The 17,590-nt window shown below is 63.9% G+C and carries 17 protein-coding genes and 1 other RNA gene; 6 read left to right on the forward strand and 12 right to left on the reverse strand.

The window, feature by feature from the left end; genetic code table 11:
* Positions 1-9: 9 nt before the first annotated feature.
* Both HDIA_RS24270 and HDIA_RS24275 read right to left on the reverse strand, forming a co-directional pair.
* Positions 10-1,128 (reverse strand): DUF1972 domain-containing protein, encoded by a 1,119-nt coding sequence (locus HDIA_RS24270; RefSeq protein ID WP_210202874.1) that lies wholly within the window; start codon positions 1,126-1,128, stop codon positions 10-12.
* Between the two features lie 387 nt (positions 1,129-1,515).
* Positions 1,516-2,622, reverse strand: a complete 1,107-nt coding sequence (locus HDIA_RS24275) for an NAD(P)/FAD-dependent oxidoreductase (RefSeq protein ID WP_099558574.1) — start codon at positions 2,620-2,622, stop codon at positions 1,516-1,518.
* Between the two features lie 451 nt (positions 2,623-3,073).
* Here HDIA_RS24275 and HDIA_RS24280 point away from each other — a divergent pair, with 451 nt between their 5' ends.
* Both HDIA_RS24280 and HDIA_RS24285 read left to right on the forward strand, forming a co-directional pair.
* Positions 3,074-3,754 (forward strand): hypothetical protein, encoded by a 681-nt coding sequence (locus HDIA_RS24280; protein WP_157775808.1) that lies wholly within the window; start codon positions 3,074-3,076, stop codon positions 3,752-3,754.
* A gap of 159 nt (positions 3,755-3,913) precedes the next feature.
* Positions 3,914-5,827 carry a caspase family protein gene (locus tag HDIA_RS24285; protein ID WP_210202875.1) on the forward strand — a complete coding sequence of 638 codons (1,914 nt, stop codon included), beginning with the start codon at positions 3,914-3,916 and terminating at the stop codon, positions 5,825-5,827.
* Positions 5,828-5,905: 78 nt separating this feature from the next.
* Here HDIA_RS24285 and dnaK read toward each other — a convergent pair whose 3' ends face one another.
* Positions 5,906-7,810, reverse strand: a complete 1,905-nt coding sequence (dnaK, locus tag HDIA_RS24290; protein WP_099558577.1) for a molecular chaperone DnaK — start codon at positions 7,808-7,810, stop codon at positions 5,906-5,908.
* A gap of 219 nt (positions 7,811-8,029) precedes the next feature.
* Positions 8,030-8,515: a DUF4188 domain-containing protein gene (locus HDIA_RS24295; protein WP_099558578.1), complete on the reverse strand. Its 486-nt coding sequence runs from the start codon at positions 8,513-8,515 to the stop codon at positions 8,030-8,032.
* Positions 8,516-8,809: 294 nt separating this feature from the next.
* Here HDIA_RS24295 and HDIA_RS24300 point away from each other — a divergent pair, with 294 nt between their 5' ends.
* Both HDIA_RS24300 and HDIA_RS24305 read left to right on the forward strand, forming a co-directional pair.
* Positions 8,810-9,142, forward strand: coding sequence for a hypothetical protein (locus HDIA_RS24300; RefSeq protein WP_157775809.1), 333 nt, complete (start codon positions 8,810-8,812; stop codon positions 9,140-9,142).
* A 47-nt stretch (positions 9,143-9,189) separates the two neighbouring features.
* Positions 9,190-9,816, forward strand: a complete 627-nt coding sequence (locus HDIA_RS24305; protein ID WP_099558580.1) for an alpha-ketoglutarate-dependent dioxygenase AlkB family protein — start codon at positions 9,190-9,192, stop codon at positions 9,814-9,816.
* 287 nt (positions 9,817-10,103) lie between these two features.
* Here the strand turns inward: HDIA_RS24305 and recR are convergent, their stop codons facing one another.
* The 4 genes from recR to ffs all read right to left on the reverse strand — a co-directional run bounded on the left by recR (position 10,104) and on the right by ffs (position 13,540).
* Positions 10,104-10,709: a recombination mediator RecR gene (gene recR, locus HDIA_RS24310; RefSeq protein ID WP_099558581.1), complete on the reverse strand. Its 606-nt coding sequence runs from the start codon at positions 10,707-10,709 to the stop codon at positions 10,104-10,106.
* A gap of 37 nt (positions 10,710-10,746) precedes the next feature.
* Positions 10,747-11,073, reverse strand: coding sequence for a YbaB/EbfC family nucleoid-associated protein (locus HDIA_RS24315; RefSeq protein ID WP_099558582.1), 327 nt, complete (start codon positions 11,071-11,073; stop codon positions 10,747-10,749).
* Between the two features lie 325 nt (positions 11,074-11,398).
* Complete coding sequence (locus tag HDIA_RS24320; protein ID WP_099559142.1) at positions 11,399-13,366, reverse strand: DNA polymerase III subunit gamma/tau; 1,968 nt, start codon at positions 13,364-13,366, stop codon at positions 11,399-11,401.
* 77 nt (positions 13,367-13,443) lie between these two features.
* An RNA gene (gene ffs, locus HDIA_RS24325) (signal recognition particle sRNA small type) lies at positions 13,444-13,540 on the reverse strand.
* A 333-nt stretch (positions 13,541-13,873) separates the two neighbouring features.
* Here ffs and HDIA_RS24330 point away from each other — a divergent pair.
* Together HDIA_RS24330 and HDIA_RS25515 are read left to right on the forward strand one after the other, a co-directional pair.
* Positions 13,874-14,764 (forward strand): restriction endonuclease, encoded by an 891-nt coding sequence (locus tag HDIA_RS24330; protein WP_099558583.1) that lies wholly within the window; start codon positions 13,874-13,876, stop codon positions 14,762-14,764.
* Entirely contained in the window at positions 14,761-15,294 is a 534-nt protein-coding gene (locus HDIA_RS25515) for a hypothetical protein (RefSeq protein WP_157775810.1), read from the forward strand. The genes HDIA_RS24330 and HDIA_RS25515 overlap by 4 nt, the downstream gene beginning before the upstream one ends.
* A gap of 29 nt (positions 15,295-15,323) precedes the next feature.
* On the opposite strand, the gene HDIA_RS24335 is transcribed toward HDIA_RS25515, so the two are convergent.
* From HDIA_RS24335 to HDIA_RS24350, 4 genes are all read right to left on the reverse strand, one after another.
* Positions 15,324-15,779: a carboxymuconolactone decarboxylase family protein gene (locus tag HDIA_RS24335; RefSeq protein WP_099558584.1), complete on the reverse strand. Its 456-nt coding sequence runs from the start codon at positions 15,777-15,779 to the stop codon at positions 15,324-15,326.
* A gap of 350 nt (positions 15,780-16,129) precedes the next feature.
* Positions 16,130-16,636 carry an RrF2 family transcriptional regulator gene (locus HDIA_RS24340; RefSeq protein ID WP_099558585.1) on the reverse strand — a complete coding sequence of 169 codons (507 nt, stop codon included), beginning with the start codon at positions 16,634-16,636 and terminating at the stop codon, positions 16,130-16,132.
* A gap of 105 nt (positions 16,637-16,741) precedes the next feature.
* Entirely contained in the window at positions 16,742-17,032 is a 291-nt protein-coding gene (locus tag HDIA_RS24345; RefSeq protein WP_157775811.1) for a hypothetical protein, read from the reverse strand.
* A gap of 29 nt (positions 17,033-17,061) precedes the next feature.
* Positions 17,062-17,478: a group II truncated hemoglobin gene (locus HDIA_RS24350; protein ID WP_099558587.1), complete on the reverse strand. Its 417-nt coding sequence runs from the start codon at positions 17,476-17,478 to the stop codon at positions 17,062-17,064.
* Between the last annotated feature and the right edge of the window lie 112 nt (positions 17,479-17,590).

The following is a 17,590-nucleotide window of genomic DNA, read 5'->3' on the forward strand; positions in this document are numbered from 1 at the left end:
CCGGCAGGATCATTTGACGTATTTCAGCAGCAGGTCTTCGTAGGCCTTGAAGATGATGTCCCAGGTAAAGTTGGCGCTGTGCCGGCCGCGCGCGGCCTGCCGGGCGTGCTCCACCCGCTCCGGAGACCGGGTGACGGTCTCCAGGACGGCGTCGAAATCGTCTTCGCTGCCGAAATAGAACTGTTCCGGTCCGGCGACCCAACGGTTGAAGCGATTGTCGTGGGCGATCACCGCGTTGCCGGCGCCGAGGGCTTCCACCAGCGACGGATTCGTTCCGCCGACCTGATGGCCGTGCACATAGGCAAGCGCGAAGAACCGCAATGCGGAGACGATGCCAGCATCGTAGATGGCGCCGGGGAATATCACCTCGTCGGAGGCGGCCTCGAGAATCCGCGTGTGGTAGTCGTTGTTCGGATCGAATTTTCCGAGGACGACGAGCTTGATCCCGCGCGTCTTCCGCGAGAAGGCCCGCACGAACTCGAGGACGGAGTTCTCCTGCTCGATCCGGGCGATCGAGACGATGTATTTCGACTTTTCCAGCCCGAGGCCGGCCAAATGGCTTTCATCCGCCGAGGTGATGCTGTCCGAGCCATAGGGGATCACCACCGAACCGAAGCAGCCGTGCCGCTTGAGGTGACGGGCAATTTCCGGATGGTCGGCGATCGCCCTGTTGGCAAGGTTCGCGCCGATGAACTCGTTGACATAGAACCAGGCCTTGATCGGCCAGCGCCATTTCCCGCGCTTCCACTCGATCCCGTCCATGTTCATGATCACCCTGCGGCCGTAGAGCCTCTGCAGGATGCAGAAGACGGCCGTGTTGTAACCAAGCACAAGATCGATGCCGGGACGGCGCAGAACGTCTCGAATGCAGCGCCAGTCGAAGATGACGCTGCCGACGGAGCCCGTTCTTTCCGTTCCGATGTGAACGCGCCTGACGCCCTTCCATTCGTCTTCAAAAGAGTCCGGAACGATGCCTTCCTCGACCGGATCAAGCTGGCAGTAGACTGTAACGCTCCAACCCTTGGCGGCGAGGTAGGGCGCGAGATGTGTGGCAAAGGTCTCGAAGCCGCCGTGACTGCCCGGAACGCCTCTGATTCCCAAGATATTCAGGTGTTTCTGGTTCAGCAAGACGCCTCCCGGGGGCCGAAAATCGGGGGGAATTTGAGGACTGGGTTGCAAGCTGTCAATACGCCTGCCGAGGTCGACATGCGCTTTGCACCTTATAGGAAATGAACCTTTGAATGGTGATCGCTGGAATTGACCACCGGAAGCGAACAAAAGCTGCAATGTGAATGAGGCACAAACATGTCTGGGAGCAATTATTTGGTGCAAATACAGCTTTGAAATAAACCATTAATTGTGCAAATTCCTCCATCACGATCAGACGGTGTCGCCTTGCAGGAAGGGATGCTCTCTCGGGTTGTCAGCATCTTGCGGCCGGCAGGCCGGTGGCGCCGGCCTTCGCCCGATTATCGCGGGGCGAGAGGATTATGTAATGCTCGCAAAAGTTGAATATCATGCATGGCGAACGAGGGCGTACACATGGTCGGCAATGGCAAGCGACGATGTCAGGCCGGGAGATTCGATCCCGAACAGATGGATGACCGGGCCGATACCATGATCCCGTTTCGATGCGATGACGAAATCCTGTCTGGCGATGCTCGGGGGCACGATCTTCGGGCGGATGCCTGAATAGGCCGGAACGAGAGCGCCGTCCGGCAGGCCCGGCCAGTAGCGCCGGACTGCCGCGTAGAAGCGCTCGCCGCGGGCAGGATCCACACGGTAGTCGATGGCTTCGACCCATTCGATGTCCGGGCCGAACCGGGCAAGGCCGGCCAAATCGAGCGTCAGATGAACGCCGAGACCGCCGGCCACCGGGACGGGATAGATGAGCCGCGAGAATGGTGCTCGCCCGGATGCCAGCGAAAAATAGCTCCCCTTCGCATAATAGGCTGCGGGAACGTGCTCCTGCGGAAAGCCCTTCATTTGCCGGGCCACATGGGGCGCCTGGAGGCCGGCGGCATTGATGAGGAGATTGCAGGCAAGCGTCATCGGCTCGCGCCCACCGATCCGGACGACGGGTTTCGGCCCGATCTCCGCCTCCACGAAAGGCGCGTTGAAGGCGAAGAAGGCGCCTGCCTCCTCCGCCTCGCCGAGCATCGACAGCATGAAGCCGTGGCTGTCGAGAATGCCGGTCGAGGGGGAGTGAAGGGCCGCGACCGCGGAAAGCGCCGGTTCCATTCGCGCAAGCTCGCCCCGATCCACCATGGCGACATCGCTCGCGCCGTTGGCATGCGCATGCGCCATGATCGCGGAAAGGCGGTCGGCCTCGTCTTCGTTCGTGGCAACGATCAGCTTTCCGCAGCGCTGGTAGGAGACCTGATGCGCGTCGCAATAGGCATAGAGCGCCTTGCGGCCGGCAACGCAGAGCCGCGCCATCTGGCTGTCGCGCGGATAGTAGATGCCGGCGTGAATGACCTCGCTGTTGCGCGAGGACGTGATGGTGCCGAAGCTCTCCTCCGCCTCCACCACGACGACCTCGCGCCCGGACTGCGCCAGCTTGCGGGCGATGGCGATGCCGACGACGCCCGCGCCGATGATCAGGCAGTCAACGGTTTCCAAGGCGTGGGTGCTCCCGATTTCAGGTGCCGATGTCGTGCTCGTTCCGCCTTGTTTGCCGGGACCGGATGACTGAAATCAAGGGGGATGCGGCAGAAGACGGCGCACTTGCACCATGGCCGTCAACGGCTGCGGACGGCGGCTGCCCTGGCCGGCGATGATTTCGCAAGACATGCGGTCGATGATCTCTGCCTTGATATTGGGGAGCCGAGAGCAGACACTGGAGCCATCGATACTTGCGGCGGATCGTCCGGGCGCGCCAGAGAAAGGCGCGATACGGATGTCTTTTCATCATCTGTCCGCTCTTGCTGCTCGGTGAATCGCTTGCTGGATCAACTGGCATGAGGGTCATCCAATGGCCGGCAAAACAAGACGAACAATCCTTGCAGTTGGATCCTGTCTGATTCTTCCGCTTGCTCTGCCTTTTGGCCTGCTCCCCCTTTCGGTCCAGGCAATGGAAAGCGGCGGTCGGCCGAATGCGGGCATGGGCGGCGGGGTGATTTCGGGAACGCCTGAACTCATTTTGCCAGACGCGCTGCGCGAAGGGGGGGCGAGTGCGGCTCGTCCGCGGTCCACGACCGACCGTCTGCAAGTTGCCCAGACGGGTGGCAACGATGGCGACACGTCCGGACGATATGGCGGCGGCAATTCCAGCAGCGGTCCGGGCGCCGGGTTCTTCCAGTCGGCAGAGCCCGGCTCTCCGGGCCTAGCCGCGGCCCGAACGGTGGAACAGGAGCGCCAGACACTGGCGCAACTCAAGCAGTTGCAAAAGCGCATCCTCGAGGAATCGGCCAGTTGCGACCGACAGATCCGCAACGGCATGACGGCGCAGAGCTGTTTCCTCAATGTCCTGAAATATTTCCGCCGCGGGCTCGACAAGGCGGCGGCCGAAGGCAGCCCCGTCGCCATTGCCACGGCCCCCGTCATTCTGGACGTCCGGCGCAAGGTGCGGGCGGCCACGTCGGTGCGAAAGGCGGTGGACGTGGTTCGCGAAGGTGTGTCGAAGGTCCGCAGCATCTCCCTCGTGCAGTCCGACGATACGGTGATCGCCGAACTCCGCTCGCAGCAGCGCAATGTGGTCGAGCAGACCCTCGCCTCGATCGAGGTCGACATGGCACGGGCCGTCGGCCTGTGAGCGGCCATGGGCGACAGACCCGGCGGGGGTGGCAATGGTGATTGCCGGACAGGACCGAAGGCAGGCGAGGCAGCAGACCCGGCGGGGGTGGCAATGGTGATTGCCGGACAGGACCGAAGGCAGGCGAGGCAGCAGACCCGTTGGTGCAGCCGCGCAGCCTTGGCCGCCGCCTTCCTGCTCGTTGCGATGCTCTGCGGTCTGGAGCCGGCAAGGGCGGCTGAGCGCGTGGCGCTCGTGATCGGCAACAGCGCCTACGCCAGCCTCAACACGTTGCCGAACGCGCGCAACGACGCCGAGGCGATCGCCGGAACGCTGAAGCATCTCGACTTCGAGGTGCTCCTCGGGGTCGATATCGGCCGCGAGGAAATGCGGACCACCATCGATCGCTTCCGTGAGATAGCGCGTGGCGCCAGCATCGCGGCGGTCTATTACGCCGGACACGGCATCCAGATTTCCGGCAAGAATTATCTCGTCCCGACCGACGCCGTGATCCATTCCGCCGATGACGTGGTCGCAACGACCGTCCGCTTCGATGACCTGCTTGCCGAACTCGGCAGGCTCGATGCCTTCAAGATCGTCTTTCTCGACGCCTGCCAGAATAATCCCCTGTCTTCCGAACTCGGCGCCTTTCCCGATGGCCTGGCGCCACCGCCAGACGTCAGCGGCTTCCTGATTGGCTATGCGACCCAGCCCGGCAAGGTCGCCTACGAGGGCGCGGGCCGCAACAGCCCCTATGCGACGGCGCTTCTGACGCGCATGACGGCGCGCGGCGTCGAGGTGCTGCCGATGCTCTCGAAGGTCAACCAGGATGTGCGGGCCCAGACAGGCGGGTGGCAGGTGCCCTATGTCCAGTTCTCCATCAAGCCCGAATTCTATTTCGCGCCGGGCGGGCGCGAGGAAACCGATCCAGAGACGCGCCTGTGGCATCTGGCGACCCAGCAGAACGACCAGGATCTCCTCGGCATCTACCTGCAGCGCTATCCCGAGGGCCGCTTTGCCGAGGACGCCCGCTCGCTGATGGCAAAGGACATCGGCAGTGCGCCGGCGCTGGCCGACAAGGCAAGGCCATCTCCGCCCGCCGACGCCAAGGAGGTCTTGTGGTCGCTCATCATCGACAGCCGCAGCCGCGATCTCGCGGACCTTTATTTGAGCCGCTACCCGGACGGTCCGCATGCCGGAGAGGCGCGCCGGCTCGCCGCAAGCCTCGTCTCGGATGACGTCGTCTCGGCCACCCCGGAACTCCTCTGCGAGCGTCTGGCGACGCATCCCAATGACGCGACCGCCAATGTCTCCGGCGTTTCGCTGGACCGGCTCGCCCGCAATGCCGATACCGCCATTGCCGCCTGCGCCAAGGCGGCGGAACGCAACGACGAGAATGCCCACTACAAGGCTCTTCTTGCGCGGTCCTATGCCGCGAAGGGCAATGTCGCCGACGCGGTCGCCAACTATCAGGCGGCGGCTGCCGTCGGTGATACGCGCGCGCTCGTCAGCCTGGGGCTGCTCCACGAGGCGGGGCAGGGCGTTCCGCGCGACCGTGCGAAGGCCGTCAGCCTCTACGAGGAGGCCGTCGCCAAGGGAAGCAGCGATGGGGCCATCAACCTCGCCGTCGCCCTCTACAAGGGCCAGGGCGGCACGCGGGATGTGCCGCGCGCGATCGAGCTGCTGAAGAAGGCCTCGGCCGACGGTGCGGCCCGTGCGACCTACAATCTCGGCGTCTTTGCCAAGGACGGGATCGAGGGAACGCCGGAAGAGGCCGCCGGCCTGTTCGTCAAGGCGGCGGATCAGGGTTATGCGGCCGGGGCCGTTTCGGCGGCGGCGCTCTATGACGAGGGCGCGGGAGTGGCGCGCTCGCCCGAGACGGCGGCCGACTTGCTCCTGCGGGCGGTCGGGACCGACGATGGCGAGACGCTGGAAAAGCTGGGCAGCGAGGCGCGCAACTGGTCGCCTGAGACGATCCGCCGGATTCAGCAAAGGCTCGCGGACGCCGGTTACTACTCAGCCGAAGTTGACGGCCAGCCCGGGCCGAAGTTCATGGCAGCCTTGCGCGACTGGCGCCTGTTCGGCGGCGGTTGAGGGCAGGACAGCGCAACAAAAAACGGCCCGGACAAATGTCCGGGCCGTTCGATTCTTCAAGCCGTTGCGGGCTGCGGATCAGGCCGACTTCTTGTCGTCGTCCTTGACCTCTTCGAAGTCGGCGTCGACCACGTCGTCGTCCGACGCCGCGGAGGGGCCGGCCTCGCCGGCTTCGCCCTGACCCTGGGCGTACATCGCCTCGCCGAGCTTCATGGCAGCCTGCGCCAGGGTATTGGTCTTCGCCTTGATGGCTTCGGCGTCGTCGCTCTCAAGCACGGACTTGAGGTCGGCGATGGCCGCCTCGATGGCCGACTTGTCGGCGGCCGAGACCTTGTCGCCATAGTCGGCGAGCGACTTCTCGGTCGAGTGGACGAGCGCCTCGCCGTGGTTGCGGGCTTCGACCGCCTCGCGGCGCTGCTTGTCGGCAGCGGCGTTCGCCTCCGCGTCCTTGACCATCTTGTCGATGTCGGCGTCGGACAGACCGCCCGAGGCCTGGATGCGGATCTGCTGCTCCTTGCCGGTGCCCTTGTCCTTGGCCGAGACGTTGACGATGCCGTTGGCGTCGATGTCGAAGGTGACCTCGACCTGCGGCACGCCGCGCGGGGCCGGCGGAATGCCGACGAGATCGAACTGGCCGAGCATCTTGTTGTCGGCCGCCATCTCGCGCTCGCCCTGGAAGACCCGGATCGTCACGGCGGTCTGGTTGTCGTCGGCCGTCGAGAAGACCTGGCTCTTCTTGGTCGGGATCGTCGTGTTGCGATCGATCAGGCGCGTGAACACGCCGCCGAGCGTCTCGATGCCGAGCGAAAGCGGGGTCACGTCGAGCAGCAGCACGTCCTTGACGTCGCCCTGCAGCACGCCGCCCTGGATTGCCGCGCCCATGGCCACGACCTCATCCGGGTTGACGCCCTTGTGCGGCTCCTTGCCGAAGAACTGCTTCACCACTTCCTGGATCTTCGGCATGCGGGTCATGCCGCCGACGAGAACCACTTCGTCGATCTGGCTCGCCGACATGCCGGCGTCCTTGAGGGCCGCCTTGCAGGGCTCGATGGTGCGCTGGACGAGGTCATCGACAAGCGCCTCGAGCTTGGCGCGGGTGAGTTTGATCGCCAGGTGCTTCGGGCCGGAGGCGTCCGCCGTGATGAACGGCAGGTTCACTTCCGTCTGCGAGGAGGACGACAGCTCGATCTTGGCCTTTTCGGCCGCTTCCTTGAGGCGCTGCAGGGCGAGCTTGTCGGAGCGAAGGTCGATGCCCTGGTCCTTCTTGAACTCGTCGGCGAGATAGCCGACCAGACGCATGTCGAAGTCCTCGCCGCCGAGGAAGGTGTCGCCGTTGGTCGACTTCACCTCGAAGACGCCGTCGCCGATCTCGAGGATCGAGATGTCGAAGGTGCCGCCGCCAAGGTCATAGACCGCGATCGTCTTGCCGTCGTTCTTGTCGAGGCCATAGGCGAGCGCGGCCGCCGTCGGCTCGTTGATGATGCGCAGCACCTCAAGACCCGCGATCTTGCCGGCGTCCTTGGTCGCCTGACGCTGGGCGTCGTTGAAGTAGGCCGGAACGGTGATGACCGCCTGGTCGACCGTCGCGCCGAGATAGGCCTCGGCCGTCTCCTTCATCTTGGTCAGCACCATCGCCGAGATCTGCGAGGGCGAATACTTCTTGCCTTCGGCCTCGACCCACGCGTCGCCGTTGTCACCCTTCACGATCTTGTAGGGGACGAGCTTCTTGTCCTTCTCCACGGTCGGATCGTCATAGCGGCGCCCGATCAGGCGCTTGACGGCAAAGAAGGTGTCTTCGGGGTTGGTGACGGCCTGGCGCTTGGCCGGCTGGCCGACGAGGCGTTCGCCGCCATCGGCAAAGGCGACGATCGAGGGGGTCGTGCGCGCGCCTTCGGAATTCTCGATGACCTTTGCAGCCTTGCCATCCATGACGGCGACGCAGGAATTCGTCGTTCCAAGGTCAATGCCAATAACTTTGCCCATTGTCTTCTCCTCAAGCAGACCGCCCGGACCCGCATTCGGCATCCGGATAAAGCCGGCAAAGCCGGCCGGTCCCTTTGTCAGCGGTTTGAGTTTGCCCGGTCGCGATGAAACCGCGTTGCCGGACTCCGTTGTCTTGGCGGGTATATAAGTGGGGGTTTCACGGCCTGCAAGACGTGTGATCACGGCTGCGTGACGAAAGGATCAAGAAAAGCGATCGGTTCATTCGGCGGCCGGATCGGCACCCATCCGCTGGCGTGCGGCCTCATAGGCACCGTCGGCCGGAACGAGGCTGCCGACCCGCCCGAGGCCGTAGGGCGGCATGCCCGAATAGACCGCTTCGTAGTCGCCGGCGTGAATGCGGTAGGTCTCGTGCCAGATGCCGACGTCACCGCGGCTGTCCTTCATCCGGCGGTTGAAGGCGACCCAGGCCGGCCAATGCGCGCTCTCGCGGCCGCGGGCATAGGCCTCCAGGTGATCGAAACTTCTCCAGTATTGCACCATGCCGCCAAGACCGATGCCGTTGTGGCCGAGAAATCCGGTCTCTGGCCCCGCGGCTTCGAGTTCCCTGATCATCTTCGGCATGGCCATGAAGACGGGCCACCATTTGTGGACCTTCCAGGGCTTGTTGATGCGCATGCCGATGAGGAAGACGACGAAGTCGCCCTCCATGATCGCGGACATGCGCCGGTCGATGATCTTCGCCATGAGGAGACCTCCTCCGTCCGCCGGCTTCCCGGATGCCCCGTGCCAGATGCCCGGGACCGGATATCCTGCGACGATCCCGAACAATAGCCTCGAAACTGCGGGGTTGAAATGCGGGGCATGGCCGGCGCGGGCCTGCAAAGGGCTGCCGCGGTTTCCTCAACATCTCTTAAATCTTGACTAAATTCCTGACCCGCTTCGAAACGCTCCCGCAAGAGGGCGGTGACAGACTGCAGGGGTCGAATGCCGGCATGGTGGCGAGCGACGCTCTTAGACCGATCTAGGCTTGGCTGCATCTTGGAGGCAACCGCTTTGAGCAAATTTCGGATTCTTGAATTTCTGGAAGACGACGGCGGCGATTCGGGCGTGCTGCCCGCGTTTATCCTCGCCACCGCGGCCACCGTGGTCGCCGAGCAATACGGCTTCGTCAACATCCTGGGGCTCGACGACGCGACGATGAAGCTGCTCGCCCACGGCGGGCTGTTCGTCGGGGTCTTCGTCATCGGCCGGGTGGTCGCGAAACTTGCTGACGGCGATCCGCTTTTCGGCGGCCGCGAGGAGGCAAGGATCAGTTCCCGCTCGATCAACAGCTTCGGCGAAGGTACCGGGCGGCGGCGCACGCGCCACTGAGTTGACGCGCCATTGAGTCTCGTCCCGGTGCCTGCCAAGGTGCCGGCATGACCACTCTTGCGCCCACCGGCTTTCGCCTCTTGCCGGCTTGTTTTTCGCGCGACCAGCAGGTGACGCTGGTGCGGGCCCTGGCGGATGTCATCGCCGAGGCGCCGCTGTTCACGCCGAAAATGCCGCGCACCGGCAAGCCCTTCTCCGTGCGGATGACCAATTGCGGTCCGCTCGGCTGGGTGTCGGACGTGTCCGGCTATCGCTATCAGCCGCAGCATCCGGAAACCGGCCGCCCATGGCCGGCGATGCCGCAGGTGCTGCTCGACCTCTGGGCCGAGGTCGCGGGCTTCGACGGCCCGCCGGAGGCTTGTCTCGTCAACGTCTACGCGCCGACCGCCCGCATGGGCCTGCATCAGGACCAGGACGAGGAGACCTTCGCGGCGCCCGTCCTGTCGGTCTCGCTCGGCGACACCGCCGTCTTCCGCCTTGGCGGAACGAACCGCAAGGACCCGACGCGTTCCATGCGCCTTGCCTCCGGCGATGTCCTGCTGCTCGGCGGGGACGCGCGGCTGGCCTTCCACGGCATCGACCGGGTGCTCCGCGGCTCGTCGACGCTCTTCTCCGAGGCCGGGGTGGGTTGGGACGGCCGCGTGAACCTGACGCTGCGGCGCGTTCATCCCTGACGATGTGGTGCGCCGGGGTCTAAATCGGCGGCGGAAGAGACCTGAGATCTTCCGATCCTTCCCCCTGCCTCACGTTCGTCATTCCCGCGAAAGCGGGAACCCAGCCATCCGCGAGGATGGTTCGACGAATTGCCTCTGCTGAATTGAAAGGTGCGCACTCGCTCCAGAGCCACGACCATCGGGGTGGCACCCTGGGTTCCCGCTTTCGCGGGAATGACGATGGAGAGGGCAAGTTGCATGGCCGGACCTCGCCATCCGGCGGGTCTTGGCCCTCGACGACAGAGCCCTCAGAACGGCGTGCGCGAGCGGATCGCCGCCGCCAGCGTGCCCTCGTCGAGATAATCGAGCTCGCCGCCGACCGGAACGCCGTGCGCAAGGCGCGAGACGGCGACGCCGAGCCCCTGCAGCCGGTCGGTGACATAATGCGCCGTGGTCTGGCCGTCGACGGTGGCATTCACCGCGAGGATCACCTCCTTGACGCCGCCCGCCGCGACGCGCTCGACCAGCCCCGCGATGTTGAGATCGTCCGGCCCGATGCCGTCGAGCGGTGACAGCGTGCCGCCGAGAACGTGATAGCGGGCGTTGATTGCATTGGAACGCTCCAGCGCCCAAAGATCGGAGACATCCTCGACGACGACGATAACGCTTTCGTCCCGGCGCGGATCGGTACAGACGGTGCAGGGATCGTGGGTGTCGACGTTGCCGCAGGTCCGGCAGGTGGTGACGTTGTCGGCCGCAACCGTCATAGCCTCCGCCAGCGGGCGCAGCAGCTGGTCCTTCTTCTTGACGAGCTGCAGGGCGGCGCGGCGCGCGGATCTCGGCCCGAGCCCGGGCAGACGGGCGAGCAGCTGGATCAGGCGATCGATTTCAGGACCGGTGACGCGGCGCGACATCAGGAAGCTTTCAAGACAGGCAAGGGCGAAGGCGGCCTCAGAAGGGCAGCTTCATGCCCGGCGGCAGCTGCAGCCCGCCGGTCACCGCCTGCATCTTCTCCGCCACCGCGTCGTCGAGCTTGCCCTTGGCGTCGTTGTGGGCAGCGACGATGAGGTCTTCCAGGATTTCCGCCTCGTCCGGGTTCATCAGCGTCGGATCGATGGAGATGCCGCGCAAATCGCCCTTGCCGGCAAGGCGCACCGAGACGAGGCCGGCGCCGGAGGTGCCCGTCACCTCGATGCGGCCGATCTCCTCCTGGGCTTCGGCCATCCGGGCCTGCAGTTCCTGGGCCTGCTTCATCATCTTGCCGAGGTCGCCAAACATGGTTCTGTCCTCACGGGTTGGGCGCGCCGCGCGCCGTTTTGAGTGTTCGAGCACTTAACGCAGGACTTGGTGTCATCCCCGGCGAGCCAAGCGAAGCGAGGGCGAGGGAAGGGGATCCAGAAGCGAGCGACGGACGTGCCTGGCCGATTTCTGGATCCCCTTCCCCTCAGCGCCTTCAGCGCTTCGGCCGGGGATGACACGGAGTTCGATGTCCATCTCCGTGCCAGCGTATGTGTTCAGTCGTTTCGTCTGTCCGAAAACCGGTTCCCATCCCCGATCGAGCCGAGGACATGCTTTTCGGGCGTATTGGCCAAACCCAAATGGTCTAATCGTCGAAATCGCTTACGGGGTCACCGAAGGCGGCGTCAAGGTCATAGGCGTCGGGATCGAAGGGATCGTCGGGATCGAAGGGCACGTCGTCGGGCGCGACCGGCAGGGCTGCTTCCGCCACCGAGATCTCGTCCTCCGGCACCTGCACGTCGACGATCTCCGCGCCGGGAAACTTGGAAAGAATGTCGGCGATCAACGGGTCGGCGCGCACGTCGTCGAGAAGGCTGCGCCGGGCGGCCTCCTTCTTTTCCTGGATCGTCGCCTCGCCTTCCTCGCGCGAAACGGTGACGATCCAGCGCTTGCCCGTCCAGTCGGTGAGCTTGCGGCCGAGATCGCCGGCCAGATTCGGGTTCGCGCCGGGCAGCGGATTGATCTCGATCCGCCCGTCCTCGAAGTTGACGAGGCGGACGTTGCGCTCCAGCGCGAACTTGACACCGATGTCGCGCCGCGCGGCGGCAAGCTCGACGACGGCCTCGAAGCTTTCGAGCCGGATCGAATCGGGCTGGGCCTGCCCCGGCTGCATCGCGGGCGCGGGAATGTTGCGGTTTTCGGTGTGAAGCCGCGCCACGGGGCCGCTGCCGCCGCTGCTGGCCATCTGCGCCGGACGCACCGCCATCGATCCAGTTGGCCCTGCCGGCGCACCCGCTCCGCCGCCGTTGCCGCGCGGCGCCGGGGCGCCAGCGCCGTTGCCGTTGGTCGCCTGGCCGAGTTGCTTCAGCGCCTCGTCGAGCGTCGGCAGATCCGCCGCATAGGCAAGCCGCACGATCACCATTTCCGCCGCCGGCAGGGGACGGGCCGCCTGCTCCACCTCGGCGATGCCCTTCAAGAGCAACTGCCAGGCGCGCGAGAGCACCCGCACCGAGAGCCCGGCTGAAAATTCCTTGCCGCGCGTGCGCTCGCCCTCCGACAGCGAGGGATCGGAGGCGCTGGCCGGCACCAGCTTCATGCGCGTGACGAGATGGACGAAGGCGGCAAGGTCGGAGAGCACGACGGCCGGGTCGGCGCCGGTGTCATACTGGTCGGTGAGTTCGCCGAGCGCGCCGGCGACGTCGCCCTTCATGACGAATTCGAAAAGGTCGATGATGCGCGCCCGGTCGGCAAGGCCGAGCATCGCGCGGAGCGACTCCGTGTCGACCGCGCCGCCGCCATGGGCGATCGCCTGGTCGAAGATGGTGAGGCAGTCGCGCGCCGAGCCCTCGCCTGCGCGGGCGATCAGCGCCAGCGCCTCGTCGTCGACGGTGACCGCCTCGGCCTCGGCGATCTTTTTCAGGTGCTCCGTCAACAGCCCGGCGTCGATGCGGCGCAGGTCGAAGCGCTGGCAGCGCGACAGCACCGTGATCGGAACCTTGCGGATCTCGGTGGTGGCGAAGATGAACTTCACATGCTCCGGCGGCTCTTCCAGCGTCTTCAGCAGCGCGTTGAACGCCGCCGTGGAGAGCATGTGCACCTCGTCGATGATGTAGACCTTGTAGCGCGCCGAAACGGGCTTGTAGCGCGCCGCGTCGGTGATCTCGCGAATGTCGCCGACGCCCGTGTGCGAGGCGGCGTCCATCTCGATCACGTCGACATGCCGGCCTTCCATGATCGCCTGGCAATGGGTGCCCATCTCCGGCATCGAGATGGTCGGCCGGTCGATCTTGCCAGGAATTTCATAGTTGAGCGCGCGGGCGAGGATGCGGGCGGTGGTCGTCTTGCCGACGCCGCGCACGCCCGTCAGCATCCATGCCTGCGCGATGCGGCCGGTCTCGAAGGCGTTCGCCAGCGTGCGCACCATGGCGCCGTGGCCGATCAGATCCTCGAAAGTGGAGGGGCGGTATTTGCGGGCGAGCACCCGGTAGCCGGCGCCCTTGGGCGCGGGGGCGGCATGGACCTCGTGCGTATGGTCGAGCCCGAGGCCAGCCTCGCCGGTCCCGTGATCCGTCTTGGCGACGGTCGTCTCCTCGCCGGCGGCTGTCTCGTCCATGGCCTCTTTGATCCGCATATCGCGGCGCCAGCCGTATGGCAGCGCCTTGAAAACATCGTCGATCCTGCGGGAGGTCGGTGGGAGGCTGACATGTGACCCGAGCCGAGGCTCGTTGGGGCTGCTTCCTTCCGGACCTGACCCGGTTGGCGAGTGGCACGTCCACCGCCAACCTCCCGCCCCCTCATATCACGATGGGCGGGTATGAATGCAAGAGGGGAATTTGGCTGCGGAACCACTCGTCAATTCCAATTCGCGCCTGACATCAGATTGACTGCCATAGGCAAGACCAATCTCTTCTCTCTCTCAAGTTGGATCTTCAGTTCTTATTGGCCTGTCACGATGCGGCAAAGAACGCAGCCCAAATCTGGCTCGTGTCATCAAAATATCGTATGCAGATTTTCCTCGCTTTCGCGGATTCGGGAAGGGATCCGCGCTCCACAACACAGGTATCTTTCTGAAAAGATTTGACATCTGCTAGGGCCGAACGAGAAACGTGGGGAATCACGGATGGCGAAGCTGACAACTGCAGACCTGAAGCTGATCGACAGCCTCTTTGGCATGTATGGCGGCTACGTCATGGACTTCAGTAACAGTCGTTTTGCTTCATTCTTTGAGCGCGATGTCGGTGTTAACATCTATGACGATGCCTACGCCATTCATGGAACGTCCAAGGGAAAGCGGCTGAGGGGCTTTCTTGAGATCGCACAGACCGCAGCAATCATTAGAGCACTTCACGCTCTTTGGGATTATCGAGAAGTCAGTCGCTTAGCGCACAGCCAAGCCGAAACCGTTGATAATGCAAGGCAGCGCCTGAGTGCAGTAATTGAAAAGCTTGGCGGTCAGCCATTGGCCATGAATCCAGACGAAGGTCTTCAGGATGCCAAGACAGGAAAGCTGAGCCGGCCTTCCGTACAAGCATTAGTCGCGCTAGAAGAAGAATTTATGGCTATGCATGCCATGGATGATAAAGCTCAGGCGCGCGGTTATGCTTTCGAGCGATTTCTCAGGAAATGGTTTGATGCGTGGGGACTGGATGCCCGTGGCTCTTTCAAGCTATTGGGTGAGCAGATCGATGGCAGTTTTCTGCATGAAGGCTCAGTCTACCTGATAGAGGCAAAGTGGCGAAATCAACCGACGGATGCTTCAACGCTTCGGTCGTTTCAGGAAAAAGTTGGCGATCGGCTAGAGGGGGCGCGGGGTCTCTTCATATCGTATTCTGGGTTCACAGCTGATGGGCTTCAAGCATTTACAGCTAGGAGAGTGGTAATGATGGATGGGATGGACGTATACGAAGCGTTGCGGCGGAGAATCCCTCTTAATGAAGTCGTTGCCGCCAAACTGCGAGTCGCTATCGAAGAAAGGCGGCCCTTTGTTCACGTTCGAGAGTTGTTCCCTTGATTTCAATCGCTCCTGAGGTGCTCCTCGCTGATGCACAGGAAATGCATCTAATACTGTCCACTGCCGAATGCTTGGAGAGACACGCTAACATCACACTGGGTACGCTTGCCGAGATCCTGACCGCACTGAGTACAGATGGGAAATTAGCCGAGCCCAATCGCAAAGGGTTTGACGTCATTTCACCAGCTTATGGTCGAATCGAAGTCAAATCGAGAGTTCTGGGAACAGATGGCGCATTTCCACGCATTTCGCTGTCGCCCAATAAGATTGATGGAGCTGACCATTTCATGGCAGTGCGTTGGGATCAGCATTCGAAGTTATGTTTTGCGATTATGTTGCCGAAGGCATCTATTCTTCCGCTATATCAGGCTAGATTACAAAGATCCGGAAATATAGCGCATCTCCATTGGGATGATTGGCTCGCTGCAAGAGATGCAGTCGATTTTACAGATCAGTTCCAAGAGCTTTTGAGTATTGATGCATCATCTTTCAGAAAATCATCGATTCAATTGGAACCGCAAGCAAAATAGAAGTCGCAATGCTCGGGTGATCCAGCTGCTTAGGCTACCACTTTCGCCACCGGGTGCACCGTCCGCGCGCTGACCATCAGCCGGTTCCAGGTATTGATCATGGCGATGGCCACGGAAAGCTTCGTCACTTCGCTGTCCGAAAACTGCCCGCGCACCGTGTCATAGGCCTCGTCGCTGACGCCGCGCCCGGCGATCTCGGTCAGCGCCTCGGTCCAGGCCAGCGCGGCGCGCTCGCGCTCCGAAAAGAGCGGCGATTCACGCCAGGCCGAGGTCAGGTAGAGCCGCTCCTCGCGCTCGCCGTCCTGCCGCGCTTCGCGGCTGTGCATCTCCACGCAGAAGGAGCAGCCGTTGATCTGCGAGGCGCGCAGCTTGACGAGATGGAGGAGGCTCGCCTCCAGCCCGCTCTCGTTGACCGCGTTGCTCAGGGTGACCACGGCCTGCATCAGTTCCGGCGCGGTGGCAAAATGGTTCAGTCTGGCTTTCATGGCTTTTCTCCTTTGGGGGTGATGGGTTGGGGTTGGCTGCCGCCGGCCTCGGCGGGGCGGTTGCTGGCACGGCTGTGGCAGTCGCCGGGCGACTTGAAAGACCCTCTCGTTTGTCGTCATTCCCGCGAAGGCGGGAACCCAGCAATCGGCCGGGATGATCATTTGCGGGAAGCGCAGACGTCGCTCCTTGCGGGAAGAGCATCGGTGGGGTTCGCGCCGACTGTTCTCACGACGGCCATCCTCGCGGCGGGCTGGGTTCCCGTCTTCGCGGGAATGACGACAGCGGAGGGCCTTTTCCGTGAGGACAGGCCTCTCTGTCCGGCGGCCTCGAACGCCGCCGGATTGCATTCTCACCCGGAAGCCGGTTGCGGACGGCGGGCGCGCTCCACGAAGGCGCAGCCGCGCTCAAGCACGCGCGGGTCGCTGGTCTCCAGAAACTCCGTGACGAGGTCGGAAAGCCGCGTCTTTTGAAGCGCCTCGCGATAGGCCCGCTCGGCAGAAAGCATCGCCGCCGCGATGCCGCAGGGCCTCAGATAGGCGTCGTCGGGCAGCGGGCTCGGCCCGCGCCGGCGGATGTTGGCGCAGCGGAAGGCCGGCTCCCGGCCCTCGACGGCCAGCACGATGTCGGCGAGCGTGATCGCCTCCGCCGCCCGGCCGAGGCGGTAGCCGCCGGCGGGGCCGGGCACGGACTCCAGAATCCCCTCGGCGACAAGCCGCTTCAGGTGCTTGACGAGATAGCTCGCCGAGACCCCGTGATGCTCGGCAAGGTCGCCGGCGGAAATCGTCGCGTCTTGTCCCGTTCCCGCCAGAACCGCGCAGCAGTGGATCGCGGCCTCGACGCCATCTCCAAGCTTCATGGCATTCTCCGTTCGTGGATAATAATAATCATGGATATTTTTTATCCGCAATAGGGGTGCGCTTTTTTTTTGGCCGGTCCAGTCAGCATCCGGTGCGGCGGGGCCTCAGAGGGACAGGAGGTAGGCGATGATGTTGGCGCGCAGCGTCGCGTCGGCGGCGTGGTGGGCGGGCAGCAGGACGCCGAGCGTCTGCGTCTTGTCTTCGGGCGTTGCCCCGTCGACCTGCATCATGAGCTGCTCGGGTGAGCGGTGGCAGCGCTGGCAGGCGCGGGTGAAGGACTCGGCCCCGGCTACGGGGTCGCCGTCAGCGGCGAAGGCGGCCGGCGTCGGCATGCCGCCGGCGAGCAGCGTGCCAGTGAGAGCCAGAACGCATGCTGCTTTCGATCGGGTCATCATCGCCGCCTCCATGATGCCTCGGCCCGGGATCACGTCCGGTTTTGCATATGATAGCCGAGCTTGGTGACATTCTCGCGGATCATTTCCCGCACGCGCTCGTTTGCCACGGTCTCGTCGAGCGCCTGGTTGAAACACACAAGCCAGCCGTCCCGTTCCTCTTCGGCGATGGAAAAGGGCAGATGCCGTGCTCGGAGCATCGGTGCGCCGTGCTTCTGGACGAAAAGCTGCGGCCCGCCGAGCCAGCCGGTGAGATACATGAAGAGCTTCTCGCGGCTGCCCTCTAGGCTTTCCGGGTGGATGGCGCGGCAGGCGGCCGCCTCCGGCAGCGTGTCCATCAGCTCGTAGAAGCGGCGGGTCAGGCGGTCGACGGTCGGCTCGCCGCCGATCGCCTCGTAGAGCGTGATCTGGCGGAGGGCCGGTTCGCCGGCCGGTGTTGACTGCGTCATCGCGGTCGATCCTCGATATTGCATAAAGGCTTGGCCCTTCCATAGGATGAAACGGACCGGGCGGAAAGACCGTGGCAACCCCAAGGTCCGGCTGCCATGGTCCGCGGCGACA

Source organism: Hartmannibacter diazotrophicus, assembly GCF_900231165.1.
GTDB classification, from domain to species: domain Bacteria; phylum Pseudomonadota; class Alphaproteobacteria; order Rhizobiales; family Pleomorphomonadaceae; genus Hartmannibacter; species Hartmannibacter diazotrophicus.